Annotated in this window: 18 protein-coding genes and 1 pseudogene; 8 read left to right on the forward strand and 11 right to left on the reverse strand. The window is 58.7% G+C overall.

Going from position 1 to position 18,909, the window contains the following annotated elements; genetic code table 11:
- Nucleotides 1–33 precede the first annotated feature (33 nt).
- Complete coding sequence (locus tag ACNPM8_RS15205) at nt 34–1,320, reverse strand: alpha/beta fold hydrolase (protein ID WP_448940138.1); 1,287 nt, start codon at nt 1,318–1,320, stop codon at nt 34–36.
- Nucleotides 1,320–1,808 (reverse strand): GNAT family N-acetyltransferase, encoded by a 489-nt coding sequence (locus ACNPM8_RS15210; protein WP_105661456.1) that lies wholly within the window; start codon nt 1,806–1,808, stop codon nt 1,320–1,322. The genes ACNPM8_RS15205 and ACNPM8_RS15210 overlap by 1 nt, the downstream gene beginning before the upstream one ends.
- A gap of 62 nt (nt 1,809–1,870) precedes the next feature.
- On the opposite strand from ACNPM8_RS15210, the gene ACNPM8_RS15215 reads away from it, so the two are divergent.
- Both ACNPM8_RS15215 and ACNPM8_RS15220 read left to right on the forward strand, forming a co-directional pair.
- A complete protein-coding gene (locus ACNPM8_RS15215) occupies nt 1,871–2,623 on the forward strand; it encodes a metal-dependent hydrolase (RefSeq protein ID WP_105656685.1) in 753 nt (250 codons plus the stop codon).
- Nucleotides 2,624–2,701: 78 nt separating this feature from the next.
- Nucleotides 2,702–3,640, forward strand: coding sequence for a phosphotransferase (locus ACNPM8_RS15220; protein WP_448940139.1), 939 nt, complete (start codon nt 2,702–2,704; stop codon nt 3,638–3,640).
- A 16-nt stretch (nt 3,641–3,656) separates the two neighbouring features.
- Here the strand turns inward: ACNPM8_RS15220 and ACNPM8_RS15225 are convergent, their stop codons facing one another.
- From ACNPM8_RS15225 to ACNPM8_RS15235, 3 genes are all read right to left on the reverse strand, one after another.
- A complete protein-coding gene (locus tag ACNPM8_RS15225) occupies nt 3,657–3,848 on the reverse strand; it encodes a hypothetical protein (protein WP_332486767.1) in 192 nt (63 codons plus the stop codon).
- Between the two features lie 74 nt (nt 3,849–3,922).
- The gene (locus ACNPM8_RS15230; RefSeq protein WP_332486769.1) at nt 3,923–4,390 is read right to left on the reverse strand and encodes an NUDIX domain-containing protein; all 468 of its coding nucleotides are present in this window, start codon (nt 4,388–4,390) and stop codon (nt 3,923–3,925) included.
- Nucleotides 4,390–6,924 (reverse strand): DEAD/DEAH box helicase, encoded by a 2,535-nt coding sequence (locus ACNPM8_RS15235; RefSeq protein WP_105656681.1) that lies wholly within the window; start codon nt 6,922–6,924, stop codon nt 4,390–4,392. Before ACNPM8_RS15235 ends, ACNPM8_RS15230 begins: the two co-directional genes overlap by 1 nt.
- A gap of 197 nt (nt 6,925–7,121) precedes the next feature.
- On the opposite strand from ACNPM8_RS15235, the gene ACNPM8_RS15240 reads away from it, so the two are divergent.
- Nucleotides 7,122–9,590 (forward strand): P-loop NTPase, encoded by a 2,469-nt coding sequence (locus tag ACNPM8_RS15240; RefSeq protein ID WP_448940422.1) that lies wholly within the window; start codon nt 7,122–7,124, stop codon nt 9,588–9,590.
- Between the two features lie 134 nt (nt 9,591–9,724).
- The gene (locus ACNPM8_RS15245) at nt 9,725–10,516 is read left to right on the forward strand and encodes a trans-aconitate 2-methyltransferase (RefSeq protein WP_448940140.1); all 792 of its coding nucleotides are present in this window, start codon (nt 9,725–9,727) and stop codon (nt 10,514–10,516) included.
- Nucleotides 10,517–10,561: 45 nt separating this feature from the next.
- Here ACNPM8_RS15245 and ACNPM8_RS15250 read toward each other — a convergent pair whose 3' ends face one another.
- Entirely contained in the window at nt 10,562–11,203 is a 642-nt protein-coding gene (locus tag ACNPM8_RS15250) for a phosphatase PAP2 family protein (protein WP_402696041.1), read from the reverse strand.
- A gap of 111 nt (nt 11,204–11,314) precedes the next feature.
- Nucleotides 11,315–11,968, reverse strand: a complete 654-nt coding sequence (locus ACNPM8_RS15255; protein WP_402696043.1) for an MBL fold metallo-hydrolase — start codon at nt 11,966–11,968, stop codon at nt 11,315–11,317.
- A gap of 82 nt (nt 11,969–12,050) precedes the next feature.
- Between ACNPM8_RS15255 and ACNPM8_RS15260 the strand changes: the two genes are divergently transcribed.
- Entirely contained in the window at nt 12,051–12,428 is a 378-nt protein-coding gene (locus ACNPM8_RS15260) for a GntR family transcriptional regulator (RefSeq protein ID WP_402696044.1), read from the forward strand.
- A 651-nt stretch (nt 12,429–13,079) separates the two neighbouring features.
- Here the strand turns inward: ACNPM8_RS15260 and ACNPM8_RS15265 are convergent.
- Entirely contained in the window at nt 13,080–13,376 is a 297-nt protein-coding gene (locus tag ACNPM8_RS15265) for a hypothetical protein (RefSeq protein WP_402696046.1), read from the reverse strand.
- 220 nt (nt 13,377–13,596) lie between these two features.
- Here ACNPM8_RS15265 and ACNPM8_RS15270 point away from each other — a divergent pair, with 220 nt between their 5' ends.
- Nucleotides 13,597–14,034, forward strand: coding sequence for a hypothetical protein (locus ACNPM8_RS15270; RefSeq protein ID WP_448940141.1), 438 nt, complete (start codon nt 13,597–13,599; stop codon nt 14,032–14,034).
- A 193-nt stretch (nt 14,035–14,227) separates the two neighbouring features.
- Nucleotides 14,228–14,662, forward strand: coding sequence for a GNAT family N-acetyltransferase (locus ACNPM8_RS15275; protein WP_448940142.1), 435 nt, complete (start codon nt 14,228–14,230; stop codon nt 14,660–14,662).
- A 173-nt stretch (nt 14,663–14,835) separates the two neighbouring features.
- Here ACNPM8_RS15275 and ACNPM8_RS15280 read toward each other — a convergent pair whose 3' ends face one another.
- Nucleotides 14,836–15,333, reverse strand: coding sequence for a GNAT family N-acetyltransferase (locus ACNPM8_RS15280; RefSeq protein ID WP_448940143.1), 498 nt, complete (start codon nt 15,331–15,333; stop codon nt 14,836–14,838).
- A 237-nt stretch (nt 15,334–15,570) separates the two neighbouring features.
- Between ACNPM8_RS15280 and ACNPM8_RS15285 the strand changes: the two genes are divergently transcribed.
- A complete protein-coding gene (locus ACNPM8_RS15285; RefSeq protein WP_402696054.1) occupies nt 15,571–16,092 on the forward strand; it encodes a hypothetical protein in 522 nt (173 codons plus the stop codon).
- 156 nt (nt 16,093–16,248) lie between these two features.
- Here the strand turns inward: ACNPM8_RS15285 and ACNPM8_RS15290 are convergent, their stop codons facing one another.
- A complete protein-coding gene (locus tag ACNPM8_RS15290) occupies nt 16,249–16,410 on the reverse strand; it encodes a hypothetical protein (protein ID WP_402696056.1) in 162 nt (53 codons plus the stop codon).
- Between the two features lie 1,382 nt (nt 16,411–17,792).
- Nucleotides 17,793–18,833 (reverse strand): annotated as a pseudogene (gene trpS, locus ACNPM8_RS15295) (tryptophan--tRNA ligase).
- Nucleotides 18,834–18,909: the final 76 nt, after the last annotated feature.

The following is an 18,909-nucleotide window of genomic DNA, read 5'->3' on the forward strand; positions in this document are numbered from 1 at the left end:
GCGCCCGGCGCGTTAACCTAGCCGGTGCGCGGGCTAGCTGTCCTGGGCCGCGGCGTCCGGGTCTTCGCCGTTGGCCATGGCCAGCAGCCGGCGGAAGATCGCCGGGCCATCGTCGCCGATGCCGTCATGGTGGAATTGATCGGTCACCCAGGTCTGTAACCCGGCCACCTGCGAGGCGGTGCGCAGCGAGAGCTCGCGGTCCACATAGACGTCGTCATGGTAGACCGCGGCGGCCACAGGCACGGTGTTCTTGGCCAGGACGTCCAGATCGTAGAGCGGGCCGAAGCCTTCGTGCTCGGCCAGGATGCGGGCCACGTCCTCCAGGGGGCGCAGGGCAGGATCTTCGGCGAAGTGCCAGCTGTAGATCATCTCGCCGGTCAGCAGCGGGGTCGCCGCGTGGCGGGTGAAGTCGGCGAATTCCGGCAGGACTTGTTCGGCCGCGAAATTGGTCGGCTCGCCTTGGGCATAGATGGTTTCATGCATCAGCGCATAGAGCGGGTTCGAGGCGAAAGAGCTCTGGGCCAAGAGCGCTTCGAGGAAGCTATCCGAGAGGCGGTCGCCGCCCGGGGTGTGGCTGAAGGCCTCCTCGAAGATGTGATGCAGCAGGTGCACCCGGGTGTTTCCGCCCAGGTACATGCCCAGCATCTGCACCATCGGCACGGTGACGCGCTGGCCGTTGGGCAGCAGCTCATCGTCATTGGTGCGCACATGCTCGTAGATCCTGTGCAGGGTCTGGAAGTCCTCGGGGTACCAGGAGAAGTACTCGCGGTTGCGTTCTGCCATCCGCTGGTAGGTGGCGCGGTAGACGGTCTTCGCATCGGCATCCAGCGAGGCCAGCCCGCCGGTGACCAGGCAGCGGGTGAGCGACTGCGGGAAGAGCGAGAGATAGGTCAGGGTGCAGAACCCGCCGTAGCTCTGCCCCAGGGTGCTCCACTGCTCGATGCCCAGGTGCTCGCGCAGGGCTTCGGCGTCGCGCACAATCGAGTCGGCGCGGAAATGCGAGAGGTAGCGGGCCTGGGCGGCCGAGTCCCCGCGCAGCGGCAAGGACTTGCGGTTAGCCGGGGTGGACAGTCCGGTGCCGCGCTGGTCCAGCAGCAGCACGCGGAAGTGCTTGGTGGCTTCGGCCAACCACCCCGACAAGGAACCGGGGCGCGGGGATTTGCCCCCTGGACCGCCCTGCAGGAACAGCAGCCAGGGCTTGGCCGTGCCGGTGTTGATCTCGCGGGCGAAGACCGAGATCTTTTCGCCCTGCGGATCGGCGTGATCCAGTGGAACCTCGATGCGATGGTCGGTGACATCCATACCGCGGTAGTGGCGCATTAGCTCGCTCCTTGCATGCCAAGTTGTTGCAGTGCTTCGCCGTCCAGGCGCCGGGTGCTCCAGCCGTCCATGGAGCTGGAACCGATGGCGTCGTAGAACCTGATGGCCGGCTCATTCCAATCCAGCACTGACCATTCCAGGCGCTTGTAGCCGCGTTCGACGCAGATCTGCGCCAGCGTGCGCAGCAACGCGGTGCCGGTGCCTGAACCGCGCTGGGATTCGCGCACATACAGATCCTCCAGATGGATGCCGTGCCGGCCTTCCCAAGTGGAGTAGGTCAGATACCACAGGGCCATGCCCCTGAGCGTCCCGGTTTCATCCTCGGCAACATGGGCGAAGACCTGGGGATCGGGGCCGAACAGATGGGATTGGAGGTCTGCTGCGGTGTTGAGCACCGCATCAGGTTCCCTTTCATAGTCGGCCAATTCCTGGATCATCGCCAAGATCTGTGGGCAGTCGCCCGGAACAGCTTCACGCACAATACTCATGTGTTCCAGCTTACCTCCGTCGCACCGCTAAAACGTCGGTGACCAGACCTAAGGTTGAATGCATGATGGGTGGACACCACGCGGTGAGCGGCGCAGCCGCATGGTTGGCAATTACAACTGACGTCACCGTGGGTTCGGTGAACCTGGGGCTGGGAACTTTCCAGATGGACCGCTGGGAAACCCTGGCCGGCGCGATCGTCTGCGCTGGCGCGGCCCTGCTGCCCGACGCGGATCACCATGGGGCCACGATCGCCCGCTCGCTGCCCCCGTTCTCCAGCATTTTCACGCGGATTGTCGGTTCGGTTTCGGGCGGGCACCGCAACGGCACCCATTCGCTGATCGGCATCGCCTTCTTCATCTTCCTGGCCTGGCTGGCCAACGGCTGGGATGTGCAGACCGCGGCGTTGGGCACGGTCTACCCGGCCGCGGCGCTGTTCGCGATCCTGCTGATTTCCTTCGCGGTGAAGACCATGAAATTCATGCCGCCGCTGCTGTGCTGGATTATCGCCTTGGCCGCCGGGACTTTCGTCGGGATGAATGCGCCGGAGCAGAACCTCTGGTTCCTGATGGCAGTCTCCCTGGGCGCGATCGTGCACGTGCTGGGCGACATGCTGACCATCGGCGGCTGCAACCTGCTGTGGCCGATCAAGATCGGCTCGCCGCGCTGGTTCCGCCGGCTGCCGCTGATTGGCGGCTGCTGGAAGTCCAATGGGCGGGTGGCATTGCCGATTCTGGCCGAGACGGGCTCCACCGCAGAATGGCTGCTCGCGACGCTGCTCACTACCTATGTGGGCATCGCGCTGATCGTCGCCTGACGGCCCCCGGCCCCCTGCCGGCTCGCCGCAGTGCAACGCGCTGTGGCTGGCAGCCGGTGATCTGGCATGATCCGAACCATGCAGTTTCAATTCACCCGGCGCATCACCTGGGATCAGCTTCCCGGCGAACTGCGCGCGCGGATCGAATCGCACCTTGGATCCCGGGTGATCCGGGCGCTAAGCCAAGCCTCGGGGTTTTCCCCGGGCAGCGCCGATCGGCTGCTCACCGCCGATGGCCAGCGGGTCTTCGCCAAGGCGGTGCATCCGGGCCTCAGTGCCCCGGCCACGGCATTGCACGCCCGCGAAGCGGCAATAGCGGCCAAGCTCCCGGCGGCCTTGCCGGTTCCGCAGTTCCTGGGGCGCATCAGCTGGCAAGGCTGGGAGGCCTTGGTCTTCGCTGAAGGCCCAGGGGCCAGCCCGCAGCTTCCCTGGCCGGCCGGACAGCTCGAACGGGTGCTGGACACGCTGGCGCAGCTGGCTCATCAGGCCCCCGATTCCCTGATTGAGCTGCTGCCGCCGCTGGAAGAGGAACTGCGCGAGGACGTAGCCGGTTTTGCGCGGATCATGCAGGACGGCTGGCTTCCAGCTGATCCCTGGGTGGCACAGAACCTGGAAGAACTCCATGGGCTGGCCATGGACGGTATCGGGGCGCTGGCCGGAGACCAGCTGGTGCATTCGGATCTGCGCTCGGACAACATCCTGCTGGGAGACGGCGGAGTAGTGCTGCTGGTGGATTGGCCGTGGGCTTCGAGGGGCGCCGCATGGTATGACGCGTTGACGGTGCTGGTTGAAGCCCGGATTTTCGACCCGGCGCTGGATGCGGATGCCATTGCCGCCTCCCACCCGATCTTCGAATCGGCGGGCGCGGACGCGGTCAGCGCGGTCTTAGCTGGACTGGCCGCCTACTATGTGGACGCGGCGCGCAGGCCCGAGGTTCCCGGGCTGCCCACGCTGCGCAGCTATCACGCGAAGCAGGCGGCAGCCACCGTTGGATGGCTCAAGGCGCGGCTAGCCTAGCTGGCAGTTGCAGGGGCTAACTGAACCGGGCCGGCGTGGCATTTTCCCCGCGGTAGACCAGGGCCAGGCCCAGGACCAGCGAACCGAGCTGGACCAAGGTCGCCAGCCACGCGCCGGAAGCAAAGAGCTCGGACCAGCCGCTGAGCAGCCCGACCAGGACCAGCAGCAGGAGGACTGCCCCGAGCAGGCGAAGCTTGTACCCGTTCATGGCCATACCCTACGGCACTGTCCGCGGCATTGCCACCGGACTCCGGGAAGATGCCTCGGGCATCGAGTGCGCGACTAGCCCAGATGCCGGGGCTGGTCCAGCGCCGTGCCGGATCCCATGCAGATAATTGGCGGCAAGCCGGAATCCAGCCGGGAAAGTACCAGCTGTTCCTGCGCAACGAGGTTCTGCGGCAGGGCATCGAGCGGGAACCAGCGAAGCTCGCAGGCTTTCTCCGGTTCCATGAGGCGCGGAGTACCGTCCCACTGGCGCGCCAGGAAGAAGAAATCCACAGGGGATTGGGCGCCGCTGCCCGCTTGCAGGTAGCGGTGCACCGTGCACAGCGGCTGGAGCTGGTCTGCCGCGATCCGGATGCCCAGTTCCTCACGGGCTTCGCGAACGGCGGCGGCAACGGCAGCCTCGCCGGGCTCAACGTGCCCGGCGGCCGCCGTGCTCCAGAACCCGTCCATGTAGCCGGTTCCCGACCTCAGTTGAAGCAGGACTTCGTCGGCGCGCCGCAAGATGGCGTAGCTGATGGCGGGCATCAGGAGTCCAGGCGGCCCACCGAAGTCACCTTGACCACAGGTTCGCCGGCCTCGTCCGAGTCATCCAGCGAGATGGTGGCGGTGATGCCCCAGTCGTGGTGCTCGGATGGGTCGGCGAAGATCTGGCGCACCTCCCAGGTGCGCTGGGGCATGTCCTTGATGATGAACAGCTTCGAGCCGCGTCCGGCGGGACCGTCGTCGATGTCCTCGTGCTCGTCGAAGTAGTCGTCCATGGCATCGGCCCAGGTGTCCGCGTCGAAGCCGCTATGCCCGTCGAGCTCGCCCAGGGCCTTATCCTGCTCGTCGGCGAACAGCTTCACGCGGCGGAACATCTCGTTGCGGACCATTACGCGGAAGGCGCGCACATTGCTGGTCAGCTTTTCCGGTGCCGGAGGCGGTGCGGTTTCGGTTGCCTCGCTCAGCTCGCCGCGGGAGAGCTCTTCCCATTCGTCCAGCAGCGAGGAGTCGATCTGGCGGATCATCTCGCCGAGCCATTCGATCAGGTCTTCGAGGTCCTCGCGCAGCGCGTCCTGGGGAACGGTCTGTCGCAGGGCCTTGTAGGCATCGGTGAGGTAGCGCAGCAGCACGCCCTCGGAGCGGGCCAGCTGGTAGTACTGGACGAAATCGGAGAAGCCCATGGCGCGTTCGTACATGTCGCGCACGATCGACTTCGGCGCCAGTTCGAAGTCCGAGAGCCACGGCGCGCCGGAGCGGTACTGCTCGAAGGCGCTTTCCAGCTTCTCGGCCAGCGGCATCGCATAGGTGATTTCATCCAGTGCGTTCATGCGGTCGTTGTAGTCCATGCCTTCGGCCTTCATCGCGGCGATGGCCTCGCCGCGGGCCTTCTTCTCCTGTCCGGAGAGCACCTGGCGCGGCTTTTCCAAGGTCGCCTCGATCACCGAAACGACATCCAGCGCGTAGCTGGCCGAATCCGGATCCAGCAGGTCCAGGGCGGCCAGCGCGAAGGGCGAGAGCGGCTGGTTCAGCGCGAAGTTCTGCTGCAGGTGCACGGTCAGCTCGTAGTAGTTGCCGTATTCGTCTGGCTCATTACGGCGCACGACCACCTCGGTGGCGATCAGTTCGCGCAGGATCCCCAGGGCGCGCAGCTTCAGCTTGCGCTGGGAAGCCGGGGTCTCGTGGTTTTCGCTGAGCAGGCGCTGGGCGGCCTCGAACGAATTGTCCTCGCGCTCCAGCAGGTTCAGCAGCATCGAGTGCGAGACCTGGAATGAGGACTTCAGCGTCTCGGGGGCGGCCTCGACGATCTTCTCGAACGTCTTCTCGCCCCAGGTCACGAAGTTCTGCGGCGGCTTCTTCTTCGGGATCTGCTTGAGCTTGGACGAGCCCTCGCCGTGCTTCTTCAGCGCCTTTTCCATGGCCTTGTGGTTCTCGATTGCATGCTCCGGAGCCTGCACCAGCACGGTGCCTGCGGTATCGAAACCTGCGCGGCCCGCGCGCCCGGCAATCTGGTGGAATTCGCGGGCGTTCACGATGCGCGTACGGGTGCCGTCGAACTTGGACAGCGCGGTGATCACCACGGTGCGGATCGGCACGTTGATGCCCACCCCCAGGGTGTCGGTGCCGCAGATGACCTTGAGCAGGCCGGCCTGCGCCAGCTGCTCGACCAGACGGCGGTACTTGGGCAGCATGCCGGCGTGGTGGATGCCGATGCCGTGGCGGACCAGGCGGTTCAGCGTCTTGCCGAACCCGGCGGCAAAGCGGAATCCGCCGATCATCTCGGAGATCTTTTCCTTCTCCTCGCGCGTGGCCACATTCACGCTCATCAGACCGGTAGCGCGGTCGATGGCATCGAGCTGGGAGAAGTGCACGATATAGATCGGCACCTGCTTGGTCTTGATCAGTTCCTCCACGGCCTCCTGCACCGGCTCCATGGAGTAGTAGAAGTGCAGTGGGATCGGGCGCTCGGTGTGCGCGACCGTCACCGTCGGGGTGCCGGTGCGCTCTTCGAGTTCCTGCTCGAAGCGGGTGACATCGCCCAGGGTGGCGCTCATCAGCAGGAACTGCGCCTGCGGCAGCTCGATCAGCGGTACCTGCCAGGCCCAGCCGCGCTGCGGATCGGCGTAGAAGTGGAACTCGTCCATGATCACGCAGCCCACGTCCGCCTTGGAGCCTTCGCGCAGGGCGATGTTCGCCAGGATCTCAGCGGTGCAGCAGATGATCGGGGCGTCGGCGTTCACCGAGGAATCACCGGTGACCATGCCGACGTTCTCTGCGCCGAAGATCTTGCACAGGTCGAAGAACTTCTCGGAGACCAGCGCCTTGATCGGCGCGGTGTAGAAGCTGATCTGGTCGCGGGCCATGGCGTAGAAGTGGGCTGCGATGGCAACCATGGACTTGCCCGAGCCGGTGGGCGTGGCCAGGATGACGTTGTTGCCGCCGGCCAGCGCCATCGACGCTTCGTCCTGTGCGGGGTAGAGGTTGATGCCACGGGTCGCGACCCATTGGCCGAAAGCCTCGTAGATTTCGTCGTCGGATACGTTCTTGGCGTCTGCTGGCAGATAATCGGTGAGCAACATGATGTTCCTAGCCTATCGGTTGAGAACTGTGACTGGGGGCTGGAACGTGTGTACGGTGCTTCTGTTCCCCCTCGTTGGACTTACAGAAACGGTTGAATCAAAAATAAATATTTGAGAACTTTAAGAAAGTAGTAGACTTTCTCACTTTAAAGATAGAAGTTTGTCTTGAACGGAACTTTTATGAGCACGAGGTGGAAATGTTGCCAGAATTTGATGATTCGAGATTGCAGGCTATCCGGAGAGCTGCGTTAAATGGTGAGTATCATCTATTGCTCGGGGCGGGCGCCAGCCGTGACTCTATTTCGGAAAGAGGTGCTAAATTACCGGGCAGTGTCGAACTGAGCCACGAGATCTCTTCAGCGTTCGACGTATTTTTGGAAGAAGGTGATTTTCTGTGGCGTGTGTATGACCGCGCCGTGCAAAAGGCGGGTATTGAAAAGGTTTATTCGTGGTTGAAAAGTAAATTCTGGAATGTTACTCCGCCGTATTGGATGGAATACTATGCTCGATTCCCCTGGAATTCAGTATGGACGCTAAATATTGATGATTCTTTTGAGTCCGCGTATAAAGACGCGGCAGGTCCGAGTTCACGTACTCTCCGTGTGTTGAACTGGGACGACGAATATAGTAGATCGAAAAATCTCGACGTTATTCATCTTCATGGTTTGGTTGACAACGAAAAAACTCGTGAGCTTGTTTTTTCATTGTCCGAATATGCAGGTTCGGCCGTCGTTAGGGCCGCGTGGCCACTTAACTTCCGTGATTCTTATGGAAATTCTCCTTTCGTAATTCTCGGTGCGAGGTTGAGGGATGAGCCCGATATCGAAGCGGTTATTGCTAGACGAAACCCGGCCAATGACGCGCCAAGCTTCTACGTGTCCCGTACGATTTCTGAAGGGATGCGCGATGATTTGGAGCGCTGGGGGCTAATTCCAATTGAGATGACGGCTGAAGACTTTGTGATGCAGTGGAGTGAACTTACAAAACTGGATTTGGAAAGACCAGTAGACAACGAATTCGAAGTTGGTCTAAGAGTTGGCCAACAATTCATTGAACTCAATAGTTACAAAAAGATGGGGAAGCAGAAAGATCATGATTTCTATGGTGGTGATGAACCGTCGTGGTCTGATGTTCTTCAAGAGCTTCCCGCTGAACTGGAGTGGGTTACTGACGCTAAAAGTAAATGCGGTGATCTAGGCACTAGGTTGAGGACAGCGTCCGTAATCGCGTATTCTGGAAGACGTCTTTCAGGAAGATCGACCGGCTTATTGCAGATCGCCTACTATTTGCACAAGACCGCATGGCGAGTTTTTTACTTTCGCAGCGAAGAAAGAATTGATATTGAGGCAATTATTTCCTATGCCGGAAATGGTAGAGAAGTAGCCTTAATGTTTGATGGGATAGCGGATATAGTCGATGACGTAAACGAGCTGATAACTCGCGCGCGGGCCGCTGATTTGAAAATTGTCTGTATAGCAGTTGAGGATACGAAACGAGTGGCCAGTATCCTAGGTCGTGTTGAACCCGCCTACCTTGCCTATAACCGTGTACACGCAATTCGGAGTAGGCTGAGTGGCAGCGATTCCACGCAGATCATCAAAAAGCTCGATAGCTATGGTCGGCTTGGCATTTTAGAAGGACAAACCCCTGCGACGCAGAATAAGCATTTCCGTGGGAAAGAGTTATTCGACGCCATGTCGAGGGTTGAGAATGCGCCAGGGTTTGGTCGTCGAGTAGGTGAGCTGCTAACCGGCATTGTTTCTAATGCAACACTTGAGATTGTACTGATTGCATCCTACGCCTCCTATGTGGATAGAAAACTGATTATCGTGGATGCCGCCCGCATGGTGAGTATGGATACGGATGACCTGATAGCGCTCGTTGAGAACGATGAGCATTTGGGGTCGTTGTTAACCACGGACGGCCTTCAGCTTCGCACTCGTCATCGTTGGATGGCATTGGACCATGTATTGGCACGATTAGGAACGCCGAATGCGCTGGCCGCGATAAGTCGAGGAATTCGACGAGTCGGGCCCAGGCTTAATCAGTCGAGCTATCGTGAGCGTAATGCAACGACGATGCTTGTTGGGTCAATGATGCAGCATAAGAATTTGGACAACTATTTTCATAGCGATGATCTGGACGAGTGGTATTCGGGGCTCATCGACGTTTTTGGTCAGTGGAGTGGGCACTACTGGGAACAACGTGCGATTCAAGCCCGGAGGGCTTCAAATGTCGACGTGGGACTTTTGGCCAAAGCTGAGTCATTTGCAATGCGTGCTAAAGAATTCTTGCCGGATACTTATAGGTACACGACTCTTGGGACTGTCCTCATGGAAAAGGCCGCACGGGCTGATGTTGACGTCCACGTATACTTCGAACGAGCCGAGAGTGCATTTCTGACTGCAGCGGAGCGCGACAGGGACTTATCTTCCAGTTTTGTGACTTGGAATGCCTACCTTCAATTTGCGCTTTATGTATTGGAGCGACTTAAAAAATCAATAATCGATGAGTCTTCCGCTGAGGGCGTCCATGACCTTTATGAAAAGGTTAAGGTGGCGTGGATGCATCGGTATAATATGGTCAGGTTGATTGCGGAATCCAACGATGATACATCTGAATCTTTAGAACGTTTACGCTCTAAATTTGATTCAATAGTTTATTGAATCTTGAATGCCCTAGATAGTAATTCGATTTTTTTGCTCGTATTTAAGGTCAAGAAGAGATGCTCTAGCCTATCGGTTGAGAACTGTGACTGGGGGCTGGATGTTGCGTGCGCCTCGGGTTTAGGCTCAGGAATATGAAATGGGATCCGACGAAATACACTGAATTCTCCGATTACCGTGGCCGACCATACAAGGATTTGCTGGGGCAGCTGGTCGCGGTTGATGCGTCGAAGATCATCGACCTGGGGTGCGGCCCGGGAAACATGACCCGGCTGCTGGCCCAGCGCTGGCCGCAAGCGCAGGTCACGGGCCTTGATTCCTCGAAGGAGATGATCTCCAAAGCCACCGAGAACGAGCACGAAAGCAACCTTGATTTCGCGCTCGCCGACGCCACGGCGTGGAACCCTGATGCCGACACGGACCTGCTATTCTCCAACGCAATGCTGCAATGGCTTCCGGGGCACCGCGAGCTGCTTGATCGATGGCTGAACAAGCTGAAGCCCGGTGCGAACGTGGCCATCCAGGTCCCGGGCAACTTCGGCTCTCCGTCGCATGCGGTGATGCGCGCAATTGCCGACAGCCCGAAGTGGTCAGGCAAGCTGGCAGGGGTGCTGCGCCACGACGACGTGGTGGGCGAGCCAGATGAATACCAGCGGATCTTCCTGGAGGCGGGGTTCCAGGCTAATGTCTGGGAAACCACCTACCATCAGCTGCTCGCGGGGGAGGACCCGATCCTGAACTGGGTTCGCGGGACGGCGCTGCTGCCCATTCGCCACACGCTCAGCGACGAAGACTATCGGGAGTTCGAAAACGACTACCGGGCCGAAGTCTCCACGCACTACCCGTCATTTGCTTCGCAGGACGGTACCGTCCTGACGAACTTCCCGTTCCGCAGGATTTTCATGATCGGGCACAAACTCGGCTGACTCGCTCCAGGACCGGCAACGGGATAGCCGTGGGGGCGCGCTGCTTCAGCGGACGGTTCCCGGGGTGTGCCTTTGCACCAGTCGCGGCAGCACATGGACGCAGACCAGGACGACCAGGGTGCCCAGCGCCGCCCCGGAGAAGACGTCGTGGACGAAGTGGGCGCCTACGCCCACGCGGGAGAGGGCAATGAGCAAGACGGCAGGTATCGCGTACATGGCCAGCTTCGGAAGGGCCAGCGTGCAGGCTGCGGCAATGCCCGCGGCGACGACCGAATGGTTGGACGGCCAGGACCAGTCGCCTGCCTCCGGGCAGGCCACCGCGGTGACGGCATCCAGGGCGCGGCAGGGGCGTTCTTCGGTAACCAGAATCTTGGCCAGTTCGCTCAGGCCATAGGCCGCTACCGCGCCAATGGCGCCTGGAACCAGGCGCCAGAACGCAACGCGGTCACGGAACCAGCAGTGGACTGCGAGCGTGCAGGCTCCGGCCATCAGCAGCATGAGCAAGGTCTCGGAAAAGAACACAGCTGCCGCGGAGAGCTGCGCTGACTGCGCAACTGTTCCTGAAATCCCCAGATACAAGGCATCACGCACCGGATAGGCGGCCATCGCCATCAACGCGAGGACCGCAATGAAGATGGCTGGCCGTGAAGGGGTGATGGCGATTCGTGCGGGGGAGGGAGAATTCACAGTGGAGATTATACGGATCTGATCCGGCTGCAGGCACCAGAAGTAAGAAGAGCCTCTGCCAGAGGAGGCTGGTGCCAGCGGCACGTCAGCCGCTGGCAACGCAGCCAGGGGCTACCACCCGCGTTCGCGCCACAGCTCCAAATTCGGGCGTTCCGCCCCCAGCGTCGTCGAATCGCCATGCCCCGGCAGAACCTTGGTTTCGTCGGGGAACCGGCCGAAGATGCGTTCGGAGACGTCTGTGAGCAGCGATAGGAACCGCTGCGGATCCTTCCAGGTGTTGCCCACGCCTCCGGGGAACAAGCTGTCGCCGCTGAGGACGACTGGCTGCCCGGAGGAATCTACCAGCGCATAGCCGATCGAACCTGGCGTATGCCCGCGCAAGTGGATCGCCTCGATGGTCACATCGCCCAGCTTCAGCTGGTCGCCGTGATTCAGCGCATGGTCGATCTTGACCCCGGATTCTTCAGCGATGCCGGCCACGTCGTCTGCACCGGCGTAGGTTGGCACCGGGTACTTCTCCACGGCGTCGGCCAGCGCGCGCACGTGGTCCCAGTGCTGATGCGTCGTGGCGATGCCGATAATGCGCGGATCGCTGGCGTCTTCACTGGCTGCCTGGATGAGCCGCTCGATGGCCTGCATGTCATCCGCCGCATCCACCAGCAGCTGCTCGCCGGTCTTCCGATTAGTCACCAGGTACACGTTGTTTGCCATGTCGGATACAGATACCCAACGGACGGTCACATCGTTCAGTAATAGTTCGTTCATGCAACCAGACTACGGTGCAGATCCCGGCTAACGCGATAGGCTCGGGTAAATACCAATCGAAGTCCAAAGGATGGAGCGCAGGATGACCGAACTGGAATTCATCAAGATCGAACCGAACTCGGGCGTGGCACCGTATCAGCAGATCCGCGAGCAGATCCTCGCTGCGATCGCCGAGGGCAAACTTGCTCCGGGCACCAAGTTGCCGTCGGTTCGCGCATTCTCCAGTACCCTCAACCTTGCGGTGAATACCGTCGCCAAGGTCTACAAGGAACTTGAGCTGCAGGGTGCCGTTGTCACCCGCGGCCGTCATGGAACCGTGGTCCAAGCTGCGGAGAATCGTGCTGAGCAGGAAGTCAGCGACGCGGCCGCCGACCTGGCCCGCATCGCCCAACTTTGGTCGGTCGACGAATCAACCGCGGTAAAGTACCTTCGCGCGGCGTTCAGCTCCTTGCCAAGGTAGTTCCGGGCGGCCCTGGAACTGATTCCGGGATCCAGCGGCAGGTGGAGCCTGATGAACGCGAGACGGGATAGGGGCATTCATTCCGGCACCAACCCTACGGCGATTAGCTGGCAAGGGAGCAGGACTCGGAACCTGGGGGGCACCTAACTCCAACAGACGATACCTGACTAGCACGGACCCACCATCGAGCGGGGACTATCCGCGAACCCGCCGCAATCCAAACCTGTGGGCCGTTCGGCGGGGACCTGCTGGAGCTGGCCCGCAAAAAGTGGCCGTTGGCGATAGCTGCGGAGATTGCCGACTGGAGCCTGGGAAACTAGGCCAACGCGCTGCGCCGGGCCGATCCTGCCTGCACGGTCCGCGCCTACGCGGACGCCTTCTGGCATCGCTCGGCATTGTGAGTATGTGCGCTCCGCTTCTCGGTCCAGACCCCCTAAGTCGCCCAAGCGAGTGGGAGCTCTAGAACCCAGGAATGCTGAATTGAAAGGAATGCCATGCGCGTGGGCGAGAATGTTCTGGATCATCTGCTCGATGCGAAGCATGCCCAATGCCGTGGAACACGTTGGGGTAGTCCACTTCATGGAAATGAGGCGACACCGGTGGGCAGGCCTCAGCACAGGATCAGGAAACCTGGCTCGTGAAATGATGGCGTTATGCGGTGTATTGCTGAATCACTGCCGGGATGGCAGTTAACATCGAGAAGAGCGCCAAGGCGGCAATGGCGTATCCAACCACGAGCGCAACGATTGCCAGCCAGCGGCCGCGTCCGCCGCGCAGGGCGATCTGGCTTAGCGCGACGTGGCCTGCGCCCACTGCCAAGATGGCCAGACCTGAATTGCCAAGGAACCACAGGCTCAACACGGCAAAGGTCACGAGGGTCAGGGCTGCAACGGAGAACTTGTTGATCGGTGCCGTATCCGCGAGTGGCAGGACTCTTTGCGTTGGCATGCGTTTCCTCCATCGATTGCTGTTACGACGGAGTCTGGATGTTTCGGCACTCGAAAGGCGAGAGTGGCCAGAAGATAAGTAGGATTCATGAGCTTCGGATCATCAGTATTGGCCGGGCAGTGGTCGTCCGGTTTGATATTTCGAACTGGTCTAGGTGGGTACGGCCAGGGGAACTCGCTGCGGGGCACGAGCGCGGACTGATTGTGGATGGCTTAGATGCATGAACGGATCACAAACGAATGATGCTAGTTTTTGGCTCATGAAAGATGACCAAAAGGTGCTGGACTACCTCGCCCAGCTGAAGGATCAGGTTGGGAAGGTCATAATAAATTTGCCGAAGGAAATTAGCTCTCAAGTCTACGTTTGTAAGCACCATATTCACATAGATCTTCAAGGTCCCAGGCTTAGTGTCTTCACACTGGTACTGGGCGGTGAAGCACCGGAACTCGTCTACGATGGGCGGTATATAGGATTTCGAACGATTCCCGCAGGCTTGGACGAAGTCATGGAATTTACGGAAGAAACGATCGATGACGTTGCGACTTTTGTCCTGAGCACGAAACCGCTATTAGCTCATAAAAGCTCCGTCTTTCGACGCGCTTTTATCTGCATACCGAGCAATCACGGACCGGAGTGGAAACTCAAGCAGTTCAGTTAACGCATTGGCGACTGGGAACATTATCCGGGGTGGTCAGCAGTACTGCCTATTGTCCTCCGGTCTGTGCCGTCCAAACGTGAAACTCTGTGCCAGGTGCTCATTTCCATCCGAGTATGCTCAGGATTACCTTGCGGGCGACGCGTTGCTGGCACTTGAACTGATCCGGGATTCCGTCGCGTACTAGAATGAGGCCATGGTTTCTATCCGCACAGCCGTTGATACCGACTATCCTTCTCTACTTGCGATTTGGCGCCGCTCAGTCGAGGCTACACACGAGTTCTTGACGCCAGCGGATATCGACTCCATTGAACCGGACGTAGCAAAATATTTGCCTCAGATGTCCGATTTGCGCGTAGCCGAAGAAGTTGGGCAACCGATGGGGTTCATCGCGATCGAGAACGACATTGTTGAGATGCTGTTTGTTGATGCTTTCGCACAGAGTCGTGGGATTGGGAGCGCCCTGCTTAATTCGGTCGTCACCGGCCGTGAATCCGTACGAGTCGACGTCAATGAACAGAATCCATCGGGACGAAACTTCTACGCCGCAAAGGGATTCACGCAGATAGGTCGGTCCGAAACCGACGGTGAGGGCCGAGCGTTCCCAATTCTGCACCTCGTGAGCACATAGGCACATTGACCACAAAGCTATCCGGGGCACATCCACACCGTCCCATATGGCTGTCCTTTAAACGAGCGCCCGCAAGAGGAACGCTTAGGGGAGAGTGAGAAAATCAATATGGGTGAGGCACGTTGACGGTGCCAGGCCTCGCTTTCGCAAGGCATGACACCGCCGCTATTCTCTTAGGGCAATTCGCGGAACCCAAGCCGTTTATATAGAGCCAGCGCAGAACCAGACGTTCCCTCGCCAATCCGCAGACTTAAAGTGTTAGCACCATTCTTCTTACATGCAGCCATGGCAGCGGTAATCAAGATACGGCCCAGTCCATGCCCCTGGTGCTGGGGATCAACGAAAAGGTCGATGATGAACGGGCCGGCTAAGTCTTCATCCCAGATCGATACTTCGACAACAAAAATCGCCCCAATCGGCGTATCTTGGTGCAACGCGACAAAACAAGCATTCTCGACGAGCTGCCCAAACTCGTGGGCAAATGTTCCTCCCATTTCTGCTTGCGCTTCTGCAAGAGTTCCCGCCGCAATGCCAGGTGGGTATGCTGCAAAATACGCATCAGCTAGCGCTGTTAAGGATGATGATTCCGCATTGCAGATACCTGCGTTTGAAAAATCAGTGGGATTGAAATGTGAGTGCTGAAGGTCAGCTTGTAGAACATCAGAGGGCATGACAAATCCATTCGTTGGTTTTCTGAACTAGTTGAGGGGAAACCTTATGAATGGATCATGATTCGAATCTACCACCGATAAATCATTGATCGACCGGAGTTTGTCCAATATTTGACGGGTTGAGAAGGCATGGTTGCCTATCAAAGGAACCCTACCGTCGGCCTGTTCACTAGCGGAACGTCCGCATGGGAAACCTCTAACGGTGATGTTTCGATACCTGCGAGGTAAGCTCACAATATGTCTCAGACTGACCCTTCATTGGAACTGATTCCCGCTCCTGGCACTGTTGTGGAACTCGTCAGAAAATTGGTCGACGAGCCTCGGCCAGGATGCGACGAAGAACGCGAAAATCTCTTTGCACGCCTTGGATTCACATCTGGGGACCGGTCCGAGTTGGTGAATGATGAATCGCCCCACCAGATAACCGAGCTGGATGTCGACCTCGGTGGGCAACCCCTCGGTTCATGGGACACGTACAACGGCCAGTTTCTAGGCTTAACCCTCCACCTTTACAGCACTCAAGAATCCGGTGATCCAGGTGCTCAAAGCGGATTCCATGAACTACGGATCCAGCTCACCGAACTCTTCGGAAAACCAGAGCACCCGTGGGACGGCGAAGAGACGCCTCCCTGCATTTGGAATGCCAACGGTTGGACGATCACTACGCACCTCTTTAATCGTCGGGACAGCAGCGTGATGTTGAGCGTGGCCGATACGGCCCTATCCGCCGTTGCAGAGGCCGACGCAATCTCCGGATAGGCAATCGCAGACAGTCCTTGAAGGGCGCATCTCCTGGGAAGCAGACAACCTGTTGCGCATGCGGCGTATGGAGGCGTCCTGTAAGTGGGGTGTCTGGCTTGGGAATTGCCGGTCCCGTTTGCCGGTCTGTTAGAGGAGCTCCCGTAACAGGGATCGTTACTGGGATGTTTTCCCTGCACCTTGCCGCGCGTGTTGTTCTTCAAGGAGCACAAGGGCTTTTTCGCTCGCATTCCTGATCCGATTCAACGCGCCAATGATGCTTATGCTCGCGAAGAGATTAACGAGAACTAGAACAACGAGCAGCCAGGTGTTTTCCATGCCGCGACTCTTCCAGATCTTTTCACCGGTGTCTATCGAGGACGCTCAGCACTGCGGAGAGGAACAATCAGGTCAAATCAAGCATGCGTTCTAGTCACCGAACGCTCAACGGGACAGGTGGAGAGCTGTTAAGGGGTCCTTGATAGTGCCACGTTTTCGTTGCCACCCACGAAGTGCAAGCCACGGCTTTATTTGATCCATTGTTGTATGGTTCCTAGTGCAAAAACGGCAAAGAAGAAGGAGCAAACCCAGAAGGCGAAGAGAACCCAGTTTCTAAAGAACTTGCTTTCCTGTGAACCGGTTCGTTTGCGGTCTCGACGTTCCCATTCGAATATTCCGAGAAATAACAAGGCCAGGAGCAAGGTGATGACGGCTGCGGTTAGCAAGGTGATCCTTCTTTCGGCTGACCTGAATATTAGGCTTTTATGTTCAGATTAGTATTCAGTTGAAATGCCCGTGTGGCTAGTAACGACACGTGTGCTCGTGAAAGTGCAACCAAAATGTCGGTACAACCAACGTGTGCTCGACATTCACTATGTGTCGGATTCAAGGGACCTTGATGATTTCTCTTCCATATCCGGGAAACATGTCTAACCATTTACGGGAATACTGTCCCACGTAAAGTGGCCGTTATGTATAAGTCAAGGACACTCCGGAAGCATCTTCGAATAGTCAAACAAGTTCGAGACGCGGGTATTCCAGACCAAGGGTGGGGCCCAACAACGCAAAGTCTCGAAGCTGGGAGACGAGAATTCTATGGGATTGCTCTATCCGACACTTGGGCGCAAACGCGAGTTCTCATTTACTTCTATTCCGACGAAAAGACGCAGTTACCGGGTTCCTTTGAGCTCCGTTTGATAGACCCTCAAGGAAGAGAAATGTCTGAATTATCGGACAATTTTTCCAGTGGGGACATATGGTGGGTGACTGAGTTCGAGCATCTTATTTCTTCCCTGGGTCCAGGGAAAATCTTTTGGCTCGATCCTGTGGAGTCGTTCAGGCTGGCCTACGTGTGAGGATAAAAAGTTCCACTCGCAACAAGGAACGCCTGGATAACGACTCGCATTGCCATGGCGCAGGGCAACAAAACCTACGAGGCTAGGAGCCGAGATGTCGCTGGGTCTCACACGCTCGACGGGGTGGCATCCCGCGTGCATCTCTGGCCGTCCCGCAAGCCGGTCGTTCACCGGTGTGACTGCATTGGGTGTTCGTTGCCTTCTACAACGAGACAGTGCGCCCGCAAGGGGAACCCTCACCGGGATGGTTCGCCGCCACGCACTGACACGACCCCTGTTGCCAGGGTGGCTCACTTCTGCGCCGCGAACTAGAAATGAACCACCCCAGCAGTGGCGAGCTAAACAGCTACGCGTGCCTGATGGGTGCTAGTAGTTTGTGCCCATGGCTATACGCACTTCATCAAGGGTTTGGTTTGCCTCAAGGTTGGCTCGTTCGTTGCCCCGTTTACGGATCTCGCTGATGTATCCGGGGTCCTTGGCTAATTCTGACCGGCGCTCCCGGTAGCCTGCAAGGAAGTCGTTGACGGCCTCAGTTGTTAGCTGCTTCAGCGCACCACTTCCTGAATCCCCGATCCTTTCCGCAATCTCCTCTGGGGCCTCGCCCAGGCACAGTGCAGCAGTGGAAAGGAGCGCAGAGACCCCGGGGCGCGACTGGGGGTCGAAGGTGATCCTGCGTTCCGCATCGGTGGTGGTGCGCCGGATGACCTGGGCCGTCTCATCCGGTGACATGCCCAACGCAATGGCGTTCCCGTAGCTCTTGGACATCTTGCGCCCGTCAAGGCCCAACACCTCTGGGGTTGAGGTAATCAGCGCCTCAGGTTCCGGGAAAACCGTGTCGTAACGTTCGTTGAAACGACGGGCAATCAGCCGGGTCATCTCGATATGCGGCAGGTTGTCCTTTCCCACGGGGACTAGGTTCCCCTTGCAGAAAAGGATGTCCGCTGCCTAATGCACCGGGTAGGTGAGCAACAGCCCACTGAGGGCGCGTCCCGAGGCTGCCAGTTCCGCCTTCACCGTGGGGTTGCGATGCAGTTCAGCCTCGGTGACGAGGCTGAGAAACGGCAGCATCAATTGGTTAAGAGCTGGCACCGACGAGTGGGTGAAAATCGTGGTCTGCTCCGGGTCCATGCCCGCAGCGAGGTAGTCCAAGACGGCCCCGTGCACGAACTCACGCACGCGGGGCATTAGATCGCGGTCCGTGATCACCTGGTAGTCGGCCAGGATCACGAAGGATTCGACCCCGGACCGTTAGAGTCTCAAACGCTCCACAATACTGCCGAAGAAGTGCCCTAAATGTAGTGGTCCGGTTGGTCGTTCCCCCGTGAGGACCCGGTAGTTCTGGGGTGCATCGGCGATGGATTGAGTTAATTCGGTGGAGCGCAGTCGTGTTGTTGCAAATGAATTCATGGTGATTCCTCTATCTGAGCGTGGGAGGCTGCACAACACTGCGGATAGCGGAGAGAAAGTCTTCGCGGGGGGGTGT

The sequence above is a fragment of the Glutamicibacter sp. AGC46 genome (genome assembly GCF_053543715.1).

What these genes read in the sequence shown, in the direction of transcription:
- ACNPM8_RS15280 (WP_448940143.1), bottom strand. Translation starts at nt 15,333, where the DNA reads ATGCCCTCTGATGTTCTACAAGCTGACCTTCAGCACTCACATTTCAAT.
- ACNPM8_RS15240 (WP_448940422.1), top strand. Translation starts at nt 7,122, where the DNA reads ATGTTGCCAGAATTTGATGATTCGAGATTGCAGGCTATCCGGAGAGCT.
- ACNPM8_RS15205 (WP_448940138.1), bottom strand. Translation starts at nt 1,320, where the DNA reads ATGCGCCACTACCGCGGTATGGATGTCACCGACCATCGCATCGAGGTT.
- ACNPM8_RS15220 (WP_448940139.1), top strand. Translation starts at nt 2,702, where the DNA reads ATGCAGTTTCAATTCACCCGGCGCATCACCTGGGATCAGCTTCCCGGC.
- ACNPM8_RS15265 (WP_402696046.1), bottom strand. Translation starts at nt 13,376, where the DNA reads ATGCCAACGCAAAGAGTCCTGCCACTCGCGGATACGGCACCGATCAAC.
- ACNPM8_RS15225 (WP_332486767.1), bottom strand. Translation starts at nt 3,848, where the DNA reads ATGAACGGGTACAAGCTTCGCCTGCTCGGGGCAGTCCTCCTGCTGCTG.
- ACNPM8_RS15235 (WP_105656681.1), bottom strand. Translation starts at nt 6,924, where the DNA reads ATGTTGCTCACCGATTATCTGCCAGCAGACGCCAAGAACGTATCCGAC.
- ACNPM8_RS15270 (WP_448940141.1), top strand. Translation starts at nt 13,597, where the DNA reads ATGAACGGATCACAAACGAATGATGCTAGTTTTTGGCTCATGAAAGAT.
- ACNPM8_RS15215 (WP_105656685.1), top strand. Translation starts at nt 1,871, where the DNA reads ATGATGGGTGGACACCACGCGGTGAGCGGCGCAGCCGCATGGTTGGCA.
- ACNPM8_RS15285 (WP_402696054.1), top strand. Translation starts at nt 15,571, where the DNA reads ATGTCTCAGACTGACCCTTCATTGGAACTGATTCCCGCTCCTGGCACT.
- ACNPM8_RS15275 (WP_448940142.1), top strand. Translation starts at nt 14,228, where the DNA reads ATGGTTTCTATCCGCACAGCCGTTGATACCGACTATCCTTCTCTACTT.
- ACNPM8_RS15260 (WP_402696044.1), top strand. Translation starts at nt 12,051, where the DNA reads ATGACCGAACTGGAATTCATCAAGATCGAACCGAACTCGGGCGTGGCA.
- ACNPM8_RS15210 (WP_105661456.1), bottom strand. Translation starts at nt 1,808, where the DNA reads ATGAGTATTGTGCGTGAAGCTGTTCCGGGCGACTGCCCACAGATCTTG.
- ACNPM8_RS15255 (WP_402696043.1), bottom strand. Translation starts at nt 11,968, where the DNA reads ATGAACGAACTATTACTGAACGATGTGACCGTCCGTTGGGTATCTGTA.
- ACNPM8_RS15290 (WP_402696056.1), bottom strand. Translation starts at nt 16,410, where the DNA reads ATGGAAAACACCTGGCTGCTCGTTGTTCTAGTTCTCGTTAATCTCTTC.
- ACNPM8_RS15230 (WP_332486769.1), bottom strand. Translation starts at nt 4,390, where the DNA reads ATGCCCGCCATCAGCTACGCCATCTTGCGGCGCGCCGACGAAGTCCTG.
- ACNPM8_RS15245 (WP_448940140.1), top strand. Translation starts at nt 9,725, where the DNA reads ATGAAATGGGATCCGACGAAATACACTGAATTCTCCGATTACCGTGGC.